Raw genomic sequence first — 17,368 nt, 5'->3', positions numbered from 1 at the left:
GGGCCGTCAGCCCCGCTCCTTGCGCCACTTCTTGAATCCCCGAGTGATCGACCGGGGGGTCCAGGAACTGTATAGCCTCGCCCATAGATTGGGCACCACTCCGCCGCGGCTGAGACCGTTCAGCCCCCAGAAGTCGCTGTAGCCGATGTCGGACGCATCACCGCACACTTGCCAGAAGATGTCCGGCCTCTCCATTCGAGCCAGGGCTCGAACCATCTCAGTAATACCTTTCCGATTATCGAGACGCAGGATGACGAACTTGTCACCCTTGACTAGCGAAGTGATCCGAATTATCTCATTCACGACACTCATCGGATCGCTGCTGCCATGAAACTGGTCCGCCATCCCGAAACGTTCCTCGAATTTATTCGCGGGAACCGGATCTTCTAGAACGCTGTGACGTTCCGCACTCGGCAGCGTGGCCCAGTCGTTCACCCACTCTTCCAGGTCCACCCTTCGCACTTCTGCGTGGACGATTGCTGGCTCGCCGCCAGAATTCTCCGTTCTCGCATACCCATGAAGGATCACGGTCACAGCATCACAACCATCGAGCCGCTCGGCCACCACCAGCGATTTCTTCACCTGACGAGCGAGGGACGACCTCCGCCGCGGCTCGAAGTACCAATTGCGCGAAACGGGCAAAGCCAAGACTACCTTCACAGGTTCTGTATTCATACCGCGCAATCTAGCACCAACTGTGGCGATTGGAGCACCACTTGAGCACATCTGCGAACCGGCAGATCGACGCCCTGTCCGATGCACTCGACAAGAACACATCGGACATTCAGAAGCTAAAGGAGTCCGTCAAACCAAAATCCCCGACCGCTACGCTCCTGTCAGCTACTAGCTCGGTTGTCAGCGCCAGCGTGTCGGCCTCTCTGGCGGCCAGCATCGCCCTCTTCAAAGTGGACGAGAAAGAGATCACCATCCTTGGCACGACAAGGAAGTTCAAATTGCTCAACAAGCAGATAAGTGATATTCAGAAGAAGATCGAGAATGGCGACCAAAAAGCCAAGCGTGAGCGTGACGAATTCATTCAAGAACTACAGCTGCCATGTCTGAGCAACCAACCGGTGCGACCGCCCCAGCCACAGGGGGTTTCCCCACCCCGTGCCGGCCGTTTCTCTTGGTTGGTGCCGCGCTCGGTGCGCCGCCGCCCGGCCGGGGGCAGCCGGGGCGAAGACAGAGGCAGCCCCCAGCCGGGGGCTGCGGCGCGCGCCGCGCTTGCGCGGCGCCTTGATGAGGTAGAGAAACCTGGAACAGATCGCTTCGTTGTCAGGAAGGTGCGACGAAATAGACGCCGTAGAACTGCTCACTCCCGAAAGTACGTCGTTGTGCGTACAGCTAGACACTCAGCGGTGCGCATAACCGCAGAGGGAAGTTGCCTCCGGCACCTGCGACCTACCGGTGTCGGCTTCGCCGACGGGCTGCAACACCGGGGTGTTGCAGCCCGTCTGTGACCGGACACCCCGGACAGCTCTCATTTTGACTGTCCGGGCGGTTGTCGCAGGTCAGCGCCCCAACCGGACAGTCGGACAGCTGGGACACCTTTCAGCGCGGTCGCACAGGCCCGGACAATCCGTCCGGGTCTTTCGCCGTTTAGCCCTACACCCTGATTGCGGTGGTCACCGCTGGGATCTCTTACGCGTACACCACCGCCTCGGTACCGTGAAGACGCCCCTACTCAGCAGCGGGAGGCAACACCCCATGCGTGGTCTTGGAGATCACCTCAGCATCGGCGAACGAATCGCGTTCTACCGGAAGCGCCGCGGATACACGCAAGAGGTGCTGGCCGGGCTGGTCGGCCGTAGCACTGACTGGCTGGCGAAAGCCGAATCCGGACGACGCAAGCCGCCACGGATCGACATGCTCGCGGAGCTCGCGCGCATCCTGCGGGTTCCCCTCGGGGACCTGGTGGGGCAGTCCATGCTTGTGGAGGACGAGAAGCAGCAGGACGATGTGCCGGCCGTTCGCGACGCGCTCATGAGCCCGCGCGCCGTGGTGAGGCGTTCAGCCTCGCCACAGGCCGTCCGATCGCGCATCATTCCGGGGCGGCTGACGTGAACTGGTACGCCTTCGCGGTCCGGTTCTGCGACCACCAGTGGGCCCGCACCTCAGGCAGCAATCGCAAGAACGTGGCCAAGGCGCTGACGACCACCACCATCGCGCTCCTACGCGCGAGGCCATCCGGCTTCGAGTCGATCGACATCCGCAGAGCATTGCGTGAGTACGCGTTCAATACGCGCCGACGGGAGGACGCACCGCCCGAGATGGCGGTGATCCTCAAGTGGGTGGAGCGCAATGCTCTCTCGATGGCGTCTTGGGAGGACCCCGTCAAGGTGGAGGAAGTGTTGCGCGCGCTGTCCACCTTGCTCGATGGCTCGGCCGCTGCTGCCAGCTCCATCAAGCGCAACGGCGAATCCTGAACGTAGCGATGGAGTATGCAGTCAAGCACCGTGTCCTGCGCTCCAACCCGTTGCCGAAGGGGAAGGGAACAGCGCCCAAGACTTCATCGGCAGTCGACAAACGCTCGCTGCTCAACCGGTCCCAGGCGGCTCACCTCCTGAGCTGGGTCCGTCGGCGCCCCCGAGGCGGTTCCCGGCTGCATCCCTTCTTCGCCACGATGTACTACGCCGGGCCGCGGCCAGAGGAGGCCGTAGCCATGGATGTCATCGACGTCCGGCTGCCGGACGAGGATGCCGAGGACCAGTGGGGAGAACTCCTCCTCCACACCGCACAGCCCGAGGTCGGCAAGCACTGGACAGACACCGGCGAGGTGCACGAAGAGCGCGGGCTCAAGGGGCGAGCCGAGGATGACATGAGGTCGGTTCCATGTCGGCCGGCCCTCACGAAAATCCTTCGGAACCACATCGAGGCCGAAGCGCTGAAGCCTGGCGATCGGCTGTTCCGAGGCGAGGCCGGCGATGCTCGCGGGCTCGGTCATCCGGCGAGCGTGGGGAAGGGCACGCAAGGAAGTGCTGTCCCCTGAGGAGTACGCGTCGCCGCTGGGTAAGCGTGTGTATGACCTACGTCACACCTGCTTGACCAACTGGCTCAACGACGGCGTACCGCCCGCGCAGGTGGCCGACTGGGCAGGCAACAGTGTGCCAGTCCTGCTCGCCATCTATGCCCGGTGCGTCACGGGTCACCTCCATGACCTCAAGCGACGTATCGAGAGGGGAGGAGAGCTCCCGGAGGTCGATGCCGACCACTGACGGCCGGCCGGTGAACTTCACCGCGTATTCTCCGCAGCCACCCGCAGAAACCCGGCGACAGCCGGACAGCGCCGCACCTTCCCCGCCGTGACCTGGGGTCGGTCCGGCGCTTATGCGTTCGCTACGCCGCCCTCGCTACGGTGCGGTGACCTGCAAAAAAGGCCCTCCCGAGGGAGGGCCTGATGTCGTGCGGGCAAAGTGCCCCCGGCAGGACTCGAACCTGCGGCCAAGCGCTTAGAAGGCGCCTGCTCTATCCACTGAGCTACGGGGGCCGGGTGGTGGTCTCGGCGGCCTGGAGCCCTGGGGCCGGGCCGGTCCGTGACCTTGCCGGGACAAGGATAGGGCTCCGATCGCCTCGACCCGGTTGCTTCGCCTGCGTGGCACGATGTGTAGGTTCGGTGAAGCGAACCGATAATCGCAGGTAGGCGCGGCTCGCGCATCGCTTTTGACGCCTCGCGCCCCGGGTGTTGTGCACTCGTTATGCCTGCGTCCCACTCGCCCCCTCTGTCCCGACGGCGCAATCGGCGCGCAGAGGTGGCTATACGCTTCAAAAAGGCTCCAAAATTGGGCATTCTTCGCATGTGGTGACCATGGACGTACGGCCTCAGCTCATCGACGCACTTTCCGCCCTGCGCGACCGTGTCGCCGCCGTGCGTCTCCCACTCCCGCTCCCCGGGGTGACACGCGCCCGGCAGACCAGGGTCGAGCTGCTCGCACAACTCGACGACTACCTGCTTCCCCGGCTCAAGGATCCCGAAGCGCCCGTGCTCGCGGTCATCGGCGGATCCACCGGCGCCGGGAAGTCGACGCTCGTCAATTCGCTCGTGGGGCGGCGGGTCAGTGAGGCCGGGGTACTGAGGCCGACCACCCGGATCCCCGTCCTTGTCTGCCATCCGGATGATCATCACTGGTTCGCCGGGGGCAGGGTGCTGCCGCAGCTGACCCGGGTCTGGCTGCCGCCGGGGGAGTCCACGGACCCCGGCCTCTGCGACGAGCTCGACGGGCTCGACGACGGTGCGGAGGAGGACGGGACCACACTGCGGATCGAGACCGCCGCGAGTCTGCCGCGTGGGCTCGCACTGCTCGACGCCCCCGACATCGACTCGCTCGTCGTACGGAACCGGGTACTGGCCGCCGAACTCATCTGTGCCGCCGACGTCTGGGTCATGGTGACCACCGCCTCCCGGTACGCCGACGCGGTGCCGTGGCATCTGCTGCGTACCGCGAAGGAGTACGACGCCTCGCTCGTCACCGTGCTCGACCGGGTACCGCACCAGGTGATCGGCGAGGTCTCGCGGCAGTACGGGGCGCTCCTCACCAAGGCGGGACTCGGTGAGGTGCCGAGGTTCACCATCCCCGAACTGCCCGAGTCGGCGGGCGGCGGCAGCGGGCTGCTGCCCACCACCGCGGTTGCCCCACTGCGCGCCTGGCTCAGCCACCGCGTACAGGATCCGGCGGCCCGTCAGCAGGCGGTGGGGCGTACGGCGGCCGGGGTCATCGACTCGCTGGACGTACGGATGCCGGAGCTGGCCGGTGCCGTCGCCGCACAGCACGCTGCGGCCGTGCGGCTCACCGGCGTGGTCGACGACGCCTACCAGAAGGAGGGTGCACGGGTCCGGCGGCGGGTGGAGAACGGTGGCGTGCTCTCCGGGGACGCCCGTACCCGATGGCGCGGATATCCGCACTACAGCACGTCCGAGGAACTTCTCGAAGCGCTGGTGGACAGCCTCGCCGCGCTGCTGCAGTGCGCCGTGACCGCCGCCGACGAACAGATCCGGACCATCTGGCAGCGCGAACCCGCAGCCGGTGTGTTCGGGTTCGGGAACGCGGGCCGGGAAGCCGGGGAATGGGGGCCCGCCGAGGACGTCCGGGGCCGGATCGCCATGGCCGTACGGCGGTGGCGGCGGGTCCTGGAGGAGCTGGCCGAGGAAGAGGTGCGCCGGCTGGAACGCAGCGCCGCACCCGACGCCGAGACGGTGGCCGCGCTGCTGGCCGCCGCGCTGCTCGGCGGCCGTCGTGCCCGCAGCGCCGGGGAGCAGCTCGCCGAACGTATCGGAGCCCGGGGCGCGCTGCGGCTGCGCGACAAGGGCGGGGCGCTGCTGACCAGCTGTCTCGACCGGGTGCTGGGCAGCGAGCGCGACCGGCGGCTGGCGCCGCTCGACGCGCTCGACGTGGCCCCGGAGCCGCAGGCCGAACTGATTGCCGCGCTGTCCGTACTGCAGAAGGAGAGGTGGCAGCATTGACTGCCGTCACTGACCAGGATCACGGCCAGGAACAGGGCGAGGCCGGTGGTGTCGTCGTATGCCAGGGCCGGCACGTCCCCGCGTCCGAGGGCCGGTGGGACGACGGGCTCATCGCCCGGCGCGCAGCGGCCCTCGCCAAGGACCCCAAGGATCCCGAGGCAGAGGCCGCCCCCGACGACGACGTACGTCCTCAGGTCGAGGCGTACGTGCCCTCCGGCGGCCCGCTCCGGCCGCGGCTGGACGCGCTGCGCGAACTCGTCGGGCTGTCCCGGGCCCGCCTCGACGGGACCACGCTCGCCGAGGCGGGGCGCGTACTCGACGAGGCCGCCGCACGACAGCGGCTCTCCTCACGGCACACCGTCGTCGCCATCGCCGGGGCGTCCGGCAGCGGCAAGTCGACGCTCTTCAACTCCCTGGCGGGGGCACAGATCTCCGAGACCGGGCTGCGTCGGCCGACCACCGCCGCGCCCCTTGCCTGCTCCTGGACCGACGGCGCCGCGGGACTGCTGGACCGGCTGGCCATTCCGGGACGGCTCAGGCGCAGGCCGCAGCAGGGCGGTACGGAGGCGGACGAGGCGCTCCAGGGGCTTGTCCTCGTCGATCTGCCCGACCACGACTCGGCAGCGGCCGGGCACCGCGAGCAGGTCGACCGGGTGCTGGCACTGGTGGACGCGGTGATCTGGGTCGTCGATCCCGAGAAGTACGCGGACGCCGCCCTGCACGAGTGCTATCTGCGACCGCTGGCCGGCCACGCGGAGGTCACGTTTGTCGTCCTCAACCAGGTGGACCGGCTGCCCGGTGACGCCGCCGACCAGGTCCTCGACGATCTGCGCAGGCTCCTCGACGAGGACGGCATGGCGCTCGGTGAACACGGCGAACCGGGCGCCACCGTCCTGTCGCTGTCCGCGCTCACCGGCGAAGGTGTCGGTGAACTGCGGGAGCTGCTCGGCCGGTTCGTGCAGGAGCGCACAGCAGCGGCGCGCCGGCTCTCGGCCGATGTGGACGCCGCGGCGGCGAAGCTGCGTCCGGTGTACGTCGCCGAGGGGCGGCCGGGACTCGGGGAACGGGCCCGCGAGGATTTCGCCGACCGGTTGGGGGAGGCGGTGGGCGCGGCCGCGGCCGGTCAGGCCGCCGAACGTGAGTGGCGCAGGAACGCCGGACGCGCCTGCGGGACGCCGTGGCTGCGGCTGTGGCGGTGGTACGAGTCCACCCGGCGGCCGGGAAGTCCGGACCGGGCGCCGGCCATGCCCGCGCCGGCGGAGGAACAGCTCACCGCCCGGCAACGCGTCGAGCAGGCGGTACGGACGGTGGCGGACTCCGCCGCGGACGGCCTGCCGGGTCCCTGGGCGCAGGCGGTCCGCGAGGCCGCGGTGCAGGGGGCGACGGGGCTGCCGGAGGCGCTGGACGAGCTGGCCGAGAAGGCCGGAACGGTGGGGTACGGGCGGGCCAGGGGCGCGGGCGACGACGCGGGGCGCGGTACTGCGGCCGCAGTCGGCGGTGGGGGCGTGGTGGCCACCGGTGTGGCCGGTGCATCGGGTGTGGCGCACAGCGGGCGGGTGGGAGGCAAGCCGCCGAGGCCCGCGTGGTGGCCCGCCGCCGTGCTGGCGCAGGCGTCCATGACGCTGCTGCAGATCTTCGGCGGGCTCTGGCTGGCCGGCCAGATCGTCGGCGTGATCGAACCGGGACTGCTCACTCCCGCGCTGGTGATGCTGGCGGGCGTGATCGGCGGGCCACTGGTCGAGTGGTCGTGTGCGGCGGCAGCACGGGGGCCCGCCCGGCGGTACGGGCAGGAGGCCGAGCGGCGCCTGCGCGAGGCGGCGGCGGCCGTCGGCCGGGCGAGGGTGCTCGATCCGGTGGCGGCCGAACTGGTGCGGTACCGGGAGGTGCGCGAGCGGTACGTGACGGTGACGGAGTTTTCCACAACCGGTCGGTAGTACACAGCCCTCAGCAGGATCCCCGCCTCCCCTTCAGCATGAGATCAGTGACCGCGCGGCAGCGGTCACGGAGCCGAAGGGGAGGCGGAGGCATGAACGAGACCGTGGTGACACTGGTGGGCAATGCGGCGACCGGGGTGGAGTTCCGGGAGACCGCGACCGGGGGAATGGCGCGATTCCGGTTCGCCGTGACGGCCCGCCGCTGGGACCGGGAGAAACAGCTCTGGACGGACGGGCACACCAGCTTCTACACCGTGTGGGCGTGGCGCACACTGGCGGCGAATCTCGCGGGCTCGGTCTCCGTCGGAGAACCACTGCTCGTGCACGGCCGGTTGAAGGTGCGCGAGGAGGAACGGGACGGACAGCGGTGGACGTACGTGGACATCGAGGCGGTGGCGGTCGGACACGATCTGACACGGGGGACGGCGGCCTTCCGGCGGGTGCTGCGGGGTGACCCGACGCTGACGGCCCGGCCGGGCAGGAGGGACGGGCCGGACGGGGCGGGAGATGTGCGGGGAAGGGGGGAGGCTGCCGAGCGGGGGCGACGGCGGGCGGCAGTCGCAGCGGGGGAGGCGGCGGGGACGCCGGCGCAGGCACCGGTGGGGATGATGATGCGTCAGGAGCAGATCCCCGAGCTGGCGTCGGCGCCGTGACTCCGCCCGGGGCGGGTGGAGCGGGGGCGACGGCGGGTGGTACACAGTTCCGGCGATAACGATTCTGATTCGGAATGGTTGTACGACGGTATGACGGGGGACTGTGCTTCGTCGCTTCCTTAGGATTCCCCAGTACTCACGCGGTACTTGAGTCGACTGGCGGGGCAATCCCCACACGCGCATCAGGCGCGGAGGGCCCCGCCCGGAGGGGACATCTGTGTTTTCTGCTTCTTCAGCGGCCATTTCATCGTCCAACACGGAGGCGAATCCGCCACGGGGCCGGGGCATTGCCCGGCTGGCCGCATCGGTGGTGGCATCCGGACTCGTCATAGCCGGGGCCCTCGTCGGCGCGGGCACTGCGACCGCCGACGAGACGCCGCAGCACCAGGGTGGTGCCAGCGCAGTCCTGGACGGGTTGAAGACCTACGACCGGGCCGTGCTCACCACGGACGGGAAGAAGCAGGAACTGCCCGCCGGGCTCTTCGAGATGACCGTCGACGGCGGCGGCAAGCTTAAGACGTACTGCATCGACATCCATAACCCCACTCAGGACCAGGCAAAGTACCTGGAGACCCCCTGGAACCAGACGTCGCTCGGCGCCAACAAGAACGCGGGCCGGATCCGCTGGATCCTGGAGCACTCCTACCCGCAGATCGACGACCTCGCGGCGCTCGCCCAGCAGGCCGGCACCGGGCCGCTCACCGAGCGGACCGCGGCGGCGGGCACCCAGGTCGCCATCTGGCGCTACTCGGACGACGCCGACGTCGAGGCCGCCGACAAGCAGGCCGAGAAGCTCGCCGACTGGCTGGAGAAGCACGCCGAGGACGTTGCCGAGCCCAAGGCGTCCCTCGCCCTGGACCCGGCCGCAGTCTCCGGCCGGTCCGGTGAGCGGCTCGGGCCGGTCACCGTCCGCACCAACGCCGGCCAGGTCTCGGTGACCCCGCCCGCCGACTCCGCCAGCGGCGTCAAGGTCACCGACAAGAGCGGCAAGCCCGTCACCGCCGCCGCCAACGGCGCCGAGCTCTACTTCGACGTCCCGTCGGGCGCCGCCGACGGCACCGCCTCGCTGACCGTCCAGGCCACCACCTCGGTGCCGGTCGGCCGGGCCTTCGCCGGAGTGACCAAGAGCCAGACACAGATCCTGGCCGGCTCCAGCGAGTCCACGGTCTCCGCGACCGCCACCGCGACCTGGGCCAAGAAGGGCGCGATCCCCGCGGTCACCGCGAAGAAGAACTGCGCCAAGGGTGGTGTGGACGTCACCGCGAGCAACGAGGGCGACGAGGCATTCACCTTCGAGCTGGCCGGCATCAAGCACACCGTCGAGGCCGGCGCGTCGGAGACGGTGACCGTCCCGGTCGCCGAGGACCAGGCGTACGACTTCACGATCAACGGTCCCGGCGGCTTCACCAAGACGTTCAAGGGCGTCCTGGACTGCAAGACCACCGGCAGCACCGGCGGCCCCGACACCCAGACCGTCGACCAGCCCGCCCCGGCCTCCGTGGGCGGCAGCTCGACCGGGACCGGGACCGGGGGTGACCTCGCCGAGACCGGTGGCTCGAGCGCCACCCCGGTCATCGCGGGCATCGCCATCGCCCTGGTCGTCGTCGGCGGCGGCGCGGTCTTCCTGCTCCGGAAGCGGAAGACGCAGACCACCGCGGAGTAAACATAGAGTGACGCATCGGGGCCACGCCGTCACGATGCGCTGATGGCAGCCCCGGTACGCCCACGCGTACCGGGGCTGTCGCGTACCGGAAGGCACCCACGGGGCGTACCGTCGACCGGACGGGTTTCCGTCCTGGGATGGACGTCGGGCAAGATGGGGTGTTTCTTACCGATCTTGGGCATGAAACAGCCCCTCGCCAGCCCTCACCAGCCGGTTTCCCGTCGATGAGGGGCCGTGTCAGGCGGCTTGGGCCGCCTCTGGGCCGTCATGGGCGTGACCGGCGGCCCGGTACATCGCGCTGATGGCTTTCCGGGTTCGGGTCTCGCTGCTCGGCATCAGGTGCGTGTACACGCGGAGTGTGAAGCCCGGGTCGCTATGACCGAGGTACAGAATCAGCGCCTTGATGTTCTCCCCGGCGTCCAGGAGGACCGAGGCGTAGAAGTGCCTCAGGGCGTGCATGCCGTGCTCACGAGCCGCCGCGTAGCGCTGGCCCTTCTCCGGCACCGGGATGATGCCGGCGGCGGCGAGCACGGGCTTCCACCGCTCGTCGTTGAAGCCGTTGCTCCACAGGGCCGTGCCGACGCTGCTCGTGAAGACAAGCCGATGCGTGACCTTGGGCCCGGTCGGCGTCACCCAGGGCAATGTCACGTCGACCGGCGGGAAGCGCTTCATGTGCTCGGTCAGGGCCACTGACACTGCAGGGTCCAGCGGAACGTCCCGGAGCTTTCCTCGCTTCGGCGGCGCGAAGACGAGGGAGCCGCGGACCTTCTTCACCTGCTGCCGGACGTAGAGCCAGCCGAGGTCTCCGATGTTGTCGACCGCGAGACCGAAGATCGCGCCCTGGCGGAGGCCGCAGCCGCCGTCGACGTCGGTCATGGCCTGGTAGCGCTCGGGGAGTCCAGCCCGTACGGCGAAGGCTTGCGAGGCCGACCACGGATGGACGCGCGAGGGCGCGGGACGAGGCGCCTTGAGCCGATCGGGCTCGGCAGGGATTTGAGGCCAGCAGGCGGTCATCCACGGCCGCGGTGAGCACGGAGGAGACGTCCCACGGACGTCCAGGGATCGTTCCACTAGGCCAACGCGGTGGCAGCCCCAGGTCGGAGAGGCCCACTCGGCGAGGCGGTCGTGCATGGCGTGACCTTGGCGTTCGTTGAGCCGCTGCCGGTAAGGCTCGATCTTCTCGTTGGGGACACGCTTGCCCATGCAACCGCCCTACCAACGCACACAGCCCCTCCGGGATCTTCCGGAGGGGCTGTTTTCGCCGGGTACGTCAACCCGTACGCCAACGGGCCTCAGGAGAGAGTGCCGCCCAGCTTCCGCAGCGCCTTCCGCTGCTCGTCGAGAGAGGCGTGCAACACCAACTCCGCAAGACGTGCGTCAGTGCCGCCCCGCCCGGCTAAGAGATGCTCTTGTCCGTGCCTCAGCCGGCGGCGGTCTGCGTACGACTGGTGAGCTCGATCGTGCCCGTGACCTTCAGGGCGGCGCCGCTGCCGTCCGCGGGTGTGCCGGTGAGCTCCCAGGTGTAGGTACCGTCGTTGACGTACCGGCCATCGCCGTTCCGGCCGTTCCACGAGAAGGCGACGGCGGCGGCGTACTCCTTGGCCGACCCGGTGAACACCGTGCGCCCGGTCTTGTTCCGGATCGCCACCTGGACGCCGGTGACCGGCTTGGACAGCTGCCAGTCGGCATCCCACACGGCGTCGGTCGCCGATGCGAGGTTCGCGGACTGCTCGACCCGCGACTCGATCTCGGCCACCGGGGAGGTGGCGACGCCCGAGTCGACCACGGTGATCTGGGCGTTCTTCTCCTTCGCGTACGCGATAGCGCCACCGAAGCGGTCGGCCTCCACGAGCGGGCCGTTGTACTGGGAGGTGAACGCCTCGATGGTGCGCGGCGCGTCCCCGATGGGCGTGAGGTTGAGCTGGCCGCGGTCGTAGTCGTACGCCACCACATAGCCGTCGCCGAGGGTGCCGCGCGGGGCCCACGACCATTGCTGGGTCTGCGTGTTGTAGACGCCGTGACCGGAGCTGATGGACCCCGAGGGATAGCAGTCCCAGTACACCCAGGGCCCGACGGCCTGCATCTGCTGCGGCAGACAGCCGTTGTCGGTGATCGGCTCCGTTTCCGTCGCCGCGCCGGTCTTCAGGTCGACTGCCTGGAGCGTGCCCTCCGTGTCACCGGGCATCCACAGCTTGGTGCCCCAAACCGCGAGCCCGCCCTGGCCCTGACGGACCCGGATCACTTTCGGGCCGCCGGACGCGTCCAGGTCGACGACGTACTGCCGGTCCTCCAGACCGCGCCCGCTGTCGCCGAACACCACATAGCGGCCGGAGGCAGAGCGCACGGCCGAGTGGTGGTCGGAGCCCGTCGGCATCTTCTCACCGGTCTGCGGGTCCACGGCGGGTACGACCGTCTTCGTGCCGTCCGCCGCCAGCCCGACCAGTACCTGGGTGCCGTCCGCGTCGGTGGTGGCGACGACGGTACGGCCGTCTCCGGTGCCGACCGGCTGACGAGAGTCGTAGACGCGCTGTGCCGTCTCGCCAGTCGTCTGCGCGTCCGGGCGCGCGAACAGCGATCGCTCGCCCACCGACGGGGCCGCACCGAGGGTGATGTTCCGCTGGAAGAGCGCAGGCAGGTACGTGGTGTCGGACTCGGCCGTGACCAGGTGCCCGGCCGTGAGCGACAGCCCTGTGAGCATGCCCTCCTTGGGCGCCACCTCGCGCACCGTCCGCAGCGCGGGCGCCGCGTCGTCGCCGACGAAGACCCGGCGCACGGCCCAGTCCCCGGACGAAGCGCCGCCAGTGACGGCCACGCCGCCGCCCGGGACCTGCGCCATACGCCAGCCGGCGTGCGCCAGCAGGATCTTCGGCTCGCCGCCGGCGATCGGCAGGGCGGTGAGCGAGGCGCCCTCGCGGACGAGGAAGTCGCCCGCAGCCTGCTCGATCTGCCGCGTGGTCAGCAGCCAATCGCCGACGAGCCCGAGCCGCGGGGTGCCCTCGCCGCCCGAGCCGAGCTCGATCTTGATGTCGGCCGCCTCCGGGGTGGCGCGGGGCACCACGCGGGCTGTGGTGTTGCCGCCCTCCGGCGAGTACCACGCGACGTACGCGTCCGAGAACACGACCTGGGCGTTCGCGCCGGTCGCGCCAGGAAACACCGGGGTGACCTCGGCCGTCGCCAGGTCCAGCAGACCGACACCGCGGGTGCCGTCAGGGTGCGCGTACCAGATCGCCACCGTGCGGTCGTCGCCGCCGAGCGTCATGCCGTCTTCCGCGACCCAGCCGTTCAGACCGGTGACGGGGGTGTCGGTGAGCTGCCCGTCCGCCATGCGCAACACGTGCAGGACATTCTTATTGCCGTTCGCGTCCCGCGTGGCGGTGAGCACGGCGGAGCCGAAGACGCCCCGGTAGAAGTGGCCGTCTGGCAGCGTGTACTTGGTAGTGGTGCCGGACTTCATGTCCTTCAGCTGCACCTTGTTCGGGAAGTCGTAGATCGCGAGGACGTCCCCGCTGGTGACGGAGACGTGGCTCGCTCCGTCGATCATGTTGACGTCGTCGTACGGGGACGAAGCGGGCAGGTCGACCGGGGTACCGCCGTCCGGGGTCCAGCGGTAGTAGCCGAGCGCGCTCTGGTCCTTGACCTCCGTGCGCTCCACGACACCGCCGGGCCCCGCCCCGTACACCGGGTTGGCGACCGGCTTGAAGCGGTCGGGCGCCGGCATCGTCAGCGGGGCAGGCTCGGCGTGGGCATCCGACAGGAGGAATGGCAGGGTTCCGCTGGCGGCCGCCAGGGCCACTCCAGCGGCGAGTCCACCGCGTACGAGCGATCGTTTACGGTTCGGCTTGTGGCGTGCGGCCACGCAGCACCTCCAAAAGGCATCGGGTGAAGGCCGTTCGACGCTGACACACAGGGATCGACGCGGAACAGCCCTCGGGAGCGGCGGCAACGTAGCACAGCGGACCTACAGGATTCGAACGAACGAACGAATGGTCTGTGAGTAGTCAAAACGGACGTTACTGAGACACGAAAGGGCTCGGGCTCCTTCGGGTAGCCGTGCCGCCGGGCTCTCTCGAAGGGCTTCGCAGATGAGGGGCTGCCCAGCGGCTGGCTCACCTCGCGGTGGGACTCACAGGGGCTGAGCCGGGCCCACTCAGGCCGTCCGAGGACGGCCGGCAGCAATCGTTGACGACCAGCCGGCAGCGCTGCCGCAAGTCTGTGGGCCATGTGTGGGCCAACAGGCTCCCCGCCGGCATTGTCAGGGACCTTTGAGCAGGTCAGTCCCGGTTCGGGTCTTGGGGGCGCAACGCTCTTGAAAACCGTCGTGGCGCGAACCAGTCGCCATGCTGAACGAAGCCGGAGATCTCGGCCACTGTCAGCAGCGTAAGCACCAGCGCGAGCAGAACGATCAGGATCTCCTTCACGAGCCCACAGGGCCGCGGAAGCGGAGCGCACACTTGTGCCGCATCAGGCAGCCTTCGCCCGGTTGATGACCCAACAGAACACGGCCACGGCGATGGTGTCCCGACAAGGAACCCCATTGTTCCTTATTGCAGCCGTACTCACGCTCGATGCGCGCAAACTCGTCGTCCGTCAGCCCCGGTTCGAACTCATAGAGACCTGTCTCCGCCAGACGACGTGAGACCTCCGCACCCTGGTGTACTCCCTCGTTGCTGATCACCGCCGCACGCTAGCGCCAACCGAGGTCAGCAAGATGAGGTGTTACTTGCCGCAACGGCAGCGGGCATGAGGTTAGGAGACACCCTCTGTGCTTGAGATTTAACCCCCAGATTCGAACAGCGCTGACCAGCTCTTCTCACCCCGCGAGCAAGCCTGTTGGGGCGACTCAAAGCGGGGCGCAATGGTGCATAGGTCGCACATCAGAGCCGTGACGCCGACTGGCTGCCGTGTTCGAGCGGCGAGGTTAAATCTCAAGCTGTGGCTGGGGCGGCCGGCTCCACGACTTTAGCCAGCCACTTTGGGGCCAGCCTCGAAGATCATGGCCCCAACGTCGTGCTTTAACGGGCAGGTCCACAGACTGCCCGACTCGCCGGAAGCTTACGGGGCCATGATCACTCGCCCCAAAGCAGTTCCCAGCCAAAGTCGTTACCCCGACCTCTCGGGCCCGTGCCAGCTAAGTAGCTGCGACCGGCTCCACGACCGCGTCGAAGTACTGCCATCCGTCCACTTCGATCACATGCTCGGACGTCAAGGGGCCCAAGGTCGGCGTAGCCGCGTCTAGAAGGCGGCGGACCGTTCCAGGCTCGTACAGATTGAGGTAGCTGTGGTCTGGGAGACGCACCACGGTTCCTGACAAGAAGTAGCAGTTCGAGATGATCCGGTCTGAGCCGGGGCGAAAGATCAGGGCCAGTTGGCGCCGCTTGTCCTCGGGGTAGAGGGGGAGCGTCAGGCGACAGTCCTCATAGGCGGGCTTCACCCGCTGCCGGACCGTCCAGTACCAGGTGGCGTCGCCCACGACGAGGCGCCGGAGGCGTCGGTCGTTCTTCACCAGGACACCGTAAACGGCCGACCTCGTGTAAGCATCGGCACGCAGGACCTCGGACCCGGATCCGTTGGCAACCGGCCAGACGTCAGGCTCGCTTCGCGAGAAGCCGCCGTGAGGGCCGGATAGACCGCCCTAGCCCAATGGGGGGCGGCTAGAGACTCCAACCGGCGCGAGACGGGCACGCGTGCCCCCTGAGTGCCCGATCGAGCGGCGATTGGTGGGGAACCACGGGGAACGTCGGCGAGCATCTCAAGAACGCACAGGTCAGCTTCTCGCCAGATCAGGCCTCATCCGCATACGCGATCTTCCAAACTGGTACTCCAGGCCGCGCGGTGGCGCTTGACTGGATCGTTGAGACTCCACCGACCTCATTATCCGCTGCTGCGTCATGACCGATGCAAGGTCCGGTCACTGCGCAGCGGTATGAAGTCCCAGTACAGCCTCTGCTCCTCGTCCACTACGGGCGTGTAGTCGTTGAGGGGCTGGTTGGTCTCGAGAGACGTGGCGATCGCCTCCATGAGCAGCGGCAGGGACGTCCACATCTCGTGTGATCTGCGCATAAGGCCTTCCACGGCCTCGGCTTCGTGGACGCGCCCCCGGTCGATCTCGGGACGGTGGTCCAGTACGAGGTAACCCCCGCCGACGTCCCGCGCGATGGGGATCAACTGCGGATGTCCGTACAGGACGCTGCTGGCCCCAATCTTCATGAAGTCGTAGTCCGCCTCCTCTCCTTTCTCATCCGCCGTGCGCTTGTCGTAGAAGCTGGTGAAACGTTGCCACTCAGCCGCTATCTCGCGTGCACTCATCGGTCTGTAGAAGCCTGGCAGCAGCGAGCCCCGCTGGTTGAGGAGACCGTCGTGCCGCAGCAGCGACATCACCAAGGGCTTCAGCAGTGGCCGGCCGATGACGCGTTCGGTCGCGGCGATGTCCGCCGGATCCGCGGGCGGCGCCAGCGCAGCGTAGGTCGCCGGCGCATGCTCGGCCAGCCAGTTCTCGATTCGCGTCCACGACTCACTGATCGGTGCGGTCATGGCACGGCATCCTGCCACCTGGTACTGACAACCCCCTGGGAACAGCCAGACGGTGGCCGTGACCCCGATACATCCGACTGGGGCCGTCTCTGGGCCGTGCGAGGGGACTTGACGATGACAGGCGACGCCAGCCGCCGACCGCTAACCCGCAGGCCAGAAGGGCGGCGGCTGGAGTGCGTGCAGGTCAGGAAGGTGCCGCGTCACTTCTTCGGCTTCTGAGCAGTTGGATGCCAGCCGTGATTCCCGCCGACGACCTTGCGGCACGGTGCAGTCCCCGCAGGCCCGGTCCAAGAGAGGCGCGATGGTCAACCGGTTGAAGGTCTGGAGGGGCTACGCTCCTGTTCTCCTGGTCGCTGCGGTGGGACCACTCGCCGTTCAGGGCCTGCACCTGCATGCGTGGTGGAAGGTCGCGAGCGTCACGGCCTGGATGTGTCTGTGTGCTGCGACTGCCTGCACGACCGACTGGTCGGCAGCAGGGTGGTCATGCGGGGCCGGTAACAGTGCAGCCATGACGGAACGTGGCCCGCGGGGACGCCATTGGCGATCCCGTGCAGCCCGAATGGGCAGAGGGCGGTCTCATCGCCCGTACTGTCGGCCGCCTGTACTCCCAGGGCGCAGGGGTCGGCTTGGGTGCCTGCACGGCGACTGTGGTCGGCACGAACACGGTGATAACCGCCGCGCACTGTGTCAGAACGTCGGATGCCGGGGAGCCCTCCCGGTCGGCGACGTGGGACCAGCAGCTCTACTTCGTGCCTGGCTACCGCGACGGTAAGAGCCCCTACGGCGGCTTCACGGTGCGCCGGGTGCGGATGGCCGAGGAGTGGCAGGACCAGGGCCTGGACGTCGCCGTGCTGGAGATGAATTCCGGCCACGACGGGCGGAGTATTTCCGAGGTGACCGGTGTCCAGCGGATCTCGTTCACGGCTGAATCGGGTACTCGCACCCACTTCTTCGGCTACCCGTACACGAACCGGCTCCTGCACTGCGAAGGCGGCAATTCGCGCGAATACCTCGAGAGTGCCCTGCTGCGGATCCCCTGGGGGCTGTCGATTAATAACTCCTCGGCTTATGGATGCCGTTGACCCCTAGGATGCGGGGGTGACGGATGAGGTGCAGCCGGGGTGGGCGG

At 68.3% G+C, this 17,368-nt stretch carries 15 protein-coding genes, 1 tRNA gene and 1 pseudogene; 9 read left to right on the top strand and 8 right to left on the bottom strand.

Annotation, left to right across the window (positions count from 1 at the left end; all coding sequences use genetic code 11):
* Positions 1-6: 6 nt before the first annotated feature.
* Positions 7-675 carry a hypothetical protein gene (locus ACWD6R_RS30130; RefSeq protein ID WP_451821583.1) on the bottom strand — a complete coding sequence of 223 codons (669 nt, stop codon included), beginning with the start codon at positions 673-675 and terminating at the stop codon, positions 7-9.
* 41 nt (positions 676-716) lie between these two features.
* Between ACWD6R_RS30130 and ACWD6R_RS30125 the strand changes: the two genes are divergently transcribed.
* The 3 genes from ACWD6R_RS30125 (at position 717) to ACWD6R_RS30115 (ending at position 2,426) form a co-directional block, all read left to right on the top strand.
* Positions 717-1,460, top strand: coding sequence for a hypothetical protein (locus tag ACWD6R_RS30125; RefSeq protein ID WP_451821582.1), 744 nt, complete (start codon positions 717-719; stop codon positions 1,458-1,460).
* A 247-nt stretch (positions 1,461-1,707) separates the two neighbouring features.
* Positions 1,708-2,064 carry a helix-turn-helix domain-containing protein gene (locus tag ACWD6R_RS30120; protein ID WP_451821581.1) on the top strand — a complete coding sequence of 119 codons (357 nt, stop codon included), beginning with the start codon at positions 1,708-1,710 and terminating at the stop codon, positions 2,062-2,064.
* Positions 2,061-2,426, top strand: a complete 366-nt coding sequence (locus tag ACWD6R_RS30115) for a hypothetical protein (protein ID WP_451821580.1) — start codon at positions 2,061-2,063, stop codon at positions 2,424-2,426. The genes ACWD6R_RS30120 and ACWD6R_RS30115 overlap by 4 nt, the downstream gene beginning before the upstream one ends.
* An 83-nt stretch (positions 2,427-2,509) precedes the next feature.
* On the opposite strand, the gene ACWD6R_RS30110 is transcribed toward ACWD6R_RS30115, so the two are convergent.
* On the bottom strand, positions 2,510-2,944 hold the full coding sequence (locus tag ACWD6R_RS30110; protein WP_451821579.1) for a hypothetical protein: 435 nt from the start codon (positions 2,942-2,944) through the stop codon (positions 2,510-2,512).
* Positions 2,945-3,041: 97 nt separating this feature from the next.
* On the opposite strand from ACWD6R_RS30110, the gene ACWD6R_RS30105 reads away from it, so the two are divergent.
* Positions 3,042-3,215: a hypothetical protein gene (locus tag ACWD6R_RS30105; RefSeq protein ID WP_451821578.1), complete on the top strand. Its 174-nt coding sequence runs from the start codon at positions 3,042-3,044 to the stop codon at positions 3,213-3,215.
* 199 nt (positions 3,216-3,414) lie between these two features.
* On the opposite strand, the gene ACWD6R_RS30100 is transcribed toward ACWD6R_RS30105, so the two are convergent.
* A tRNA-Arg gene (locus ACWD6R_RS30100) sits at positions 3,415-3,487 on the bottom strand.
* Positions 3,488-3,805: 318 nt separating this feature from the next.
* On the opposite strand from ACWD6R_RS30100, the gene ACWD6R_RS30095 reads away from it, so the two are divergent.
* The 4 genes from ACWD6R_RS30095 (at position 3,806) to ACWD6R_RS30080 (ending at position 9,708) form a co-directional block, all read left to right on the top strand.
* Entirely contained in the window at positions 3,806-5,458 is a 1,653-nt protein-coding gene (locus tag ACWD6R_RS30095; RefSeq protein WP_451821577.1) for a dynamin family protein, read from the top strand.
* Positions 5,455-7,392, top strand: coding sequence for a GTPase (locus tag ACWD6R_RS30090; RefSeq protein WP_451821576.1), 1,938 nt, complete (start codon positions 5,455-5,457; stop codon positions 7,390-7,392). The genes ACWD6R_RS30095 and ACWD6R_RS30090 overlap by 4 nt, the downstream gene beginning before the upstream one ends.
* A gap of 92 nt (positions 7,393-7,484) precedes the next feature.
* Positions 7,485-8,045 carry a single-stranded DNA-binding protein gene (locus ACWD6R_RS30085; RefSeq protein ID WP_451821575.1) on the top strand — a complete coding sequence of 187 codons (561 nt, stop codon included), beginning with the start codon at positions 7,485-7,487 and terminating at the stop codon, positions 8,043-8,045.
* Between the two features lie 217 nt (positions 8,046-8,262).
* Positions 8,263-9,708 carry an LAETG motif-containing sortase-dependent surface protein gene (locus ACWD6R_RS30080; RefSeq protein ID WP_451821574.1) on the top strand — a complete coding sequence of 482 codons (1,446 nt, stop codon included), beginning with the start codon at positions 8,263-8,265 and terminating at the stop codon, positions 9,706-9,708.
* Between the two features lie 237 nt (positions 9,709-9,945).
* On the opposite strand, the pseudogene ACWD6R_RS30075 reads toward ACWD6R_RS30080, so the two are convergent.
* The 5 genes and pseudogenes from ACWD6R_RS30075 to ACWD6R_RS30055 all read right to left on the bottom strand — a co-directional run.
* Positions 9,946-10,750: pseudogene (locus ACWD6R_RS30075) on the bottom strand (tyrosine-type recombinase/integrase); the annotation flags it as partial.
* A gap of 378 nt (positions 10,751-11,128) precedes the next feature.
* Positions 11,129-13,564 carry a FlgD immunoglobulin-like domain containing protein gene (locus ACWD6R_RS30070; RefSeq protein ID WP_451821573.1) on the bottom strand — a complete coding sequence of 812 codons (2,436 nt, stop codon included), beginning with the start codon at positions 13,562-13,564 and terminating at the stop codon, positions 11,129-11,131.
* 415 nt (positions 13,565-13,979) lie between these two features.
* Entirely contained in the window at positions 13,980-14,126 is a 147-nt protein-coding gene (locus tag ACWD6R_RS30065) for a hypothetical protein (protein WP_451821572.1), read from the bottom strand.
* A 710-nt stretch (positions 14,127-14,836) separates the two neighbouring features.
* Positions 14,837-15,211, bottom strand: a complete 375-nt coding sequence (locus tag ACWD6R_RS30060; protein ID WP_451821571.1) for a hypothetical protein — start codon at positions 15,209-15,211, stop codon at positions 14,837-14,839.
* A 383-nt stretch (positions 15,212-15,594) separates the two neighbouring features.
* On the bottom strand, positions 15,595-16,239 hold the full coding sequence (locus tag ACWD6R_RS30055) for an SMI1/KNR4 family protein (RefSeq protein ID WP_451821570.1): 645 nt from the start codon (positions 16,237-16,239) through the stop codon (positions 15,595-15,597).
* 518 nt (positions 16,240-16,757) lie between these two features.
* On the opposite strand from ACWD6R_RS30055, the gene ACWD6R_RS30050 reads away from it, so the two are divergent.
* A complete protein-coding gene (locus ACWD6R_RS30050; protein WP_451821569.1) occupies positions 16,758-17,321 on the top strand; it encodes a trypsin-like serine peptidase in 564 nt (187 codons plus the stop codon).
* Positions 17,322-17,368: the final 47 nt, after the last annotated feature.

The sequence above is a fragment of the Streptomyces sp. NPDC005151 genome, from assembly GCF_053599875.1.
This window is presented reverse-complemented; position numbering and strand designations above follow the sequence as displayed.

Excerpts from the sequence above, each read along its gene's own strand:
- ACWD6R_RS30085 (WP_451821575.1), top strand. The coding sequence starts at position 7,485 with ATGAACGAGACCGTGGTGACACTGGTGGGCAATGCGGCGACCGGGGTG.
- ACWD6R_RS30055 (WP_451821570.1), bottom strand. The coding sequence starts at position 16,239 with ATGACCGCACCGATCAGTGAGTCGTGGACGCGAATCGAGAACTGGCTG.
- ACWD6R_RS30110 (WP_451821579.1), bottom strand. The coding sequence starts at position 2,944 with ATGACCGAGCCCGCGAGCATCGCCGGCCTCGCCTCGGAACAGCCGATC.
- ACWD6R_RS30095 (WP_451821577.1), top strand. The coding sequence starts at position 3,806 with ATGGACGTACGGCCTCAGCTCATCGACGCACTTTCCGCCCTGCGCGAC.
- ACWD6R_RS30130 (WP_451821583.1), bottom strand. The coding sequence starts at position 675 with ATGAATACAGAACCTGTGAAGGTAGTCTTGGCTTTGCCCGTTTCGCGC.
- ACWD6R_RS30120 (WP_451821581.1), top strand. The coding sequence starts at position 1,708 with ATGCGTGGTCTTGGAGATCACCTCAGCATCGGCGAACGAATCGCGTTC.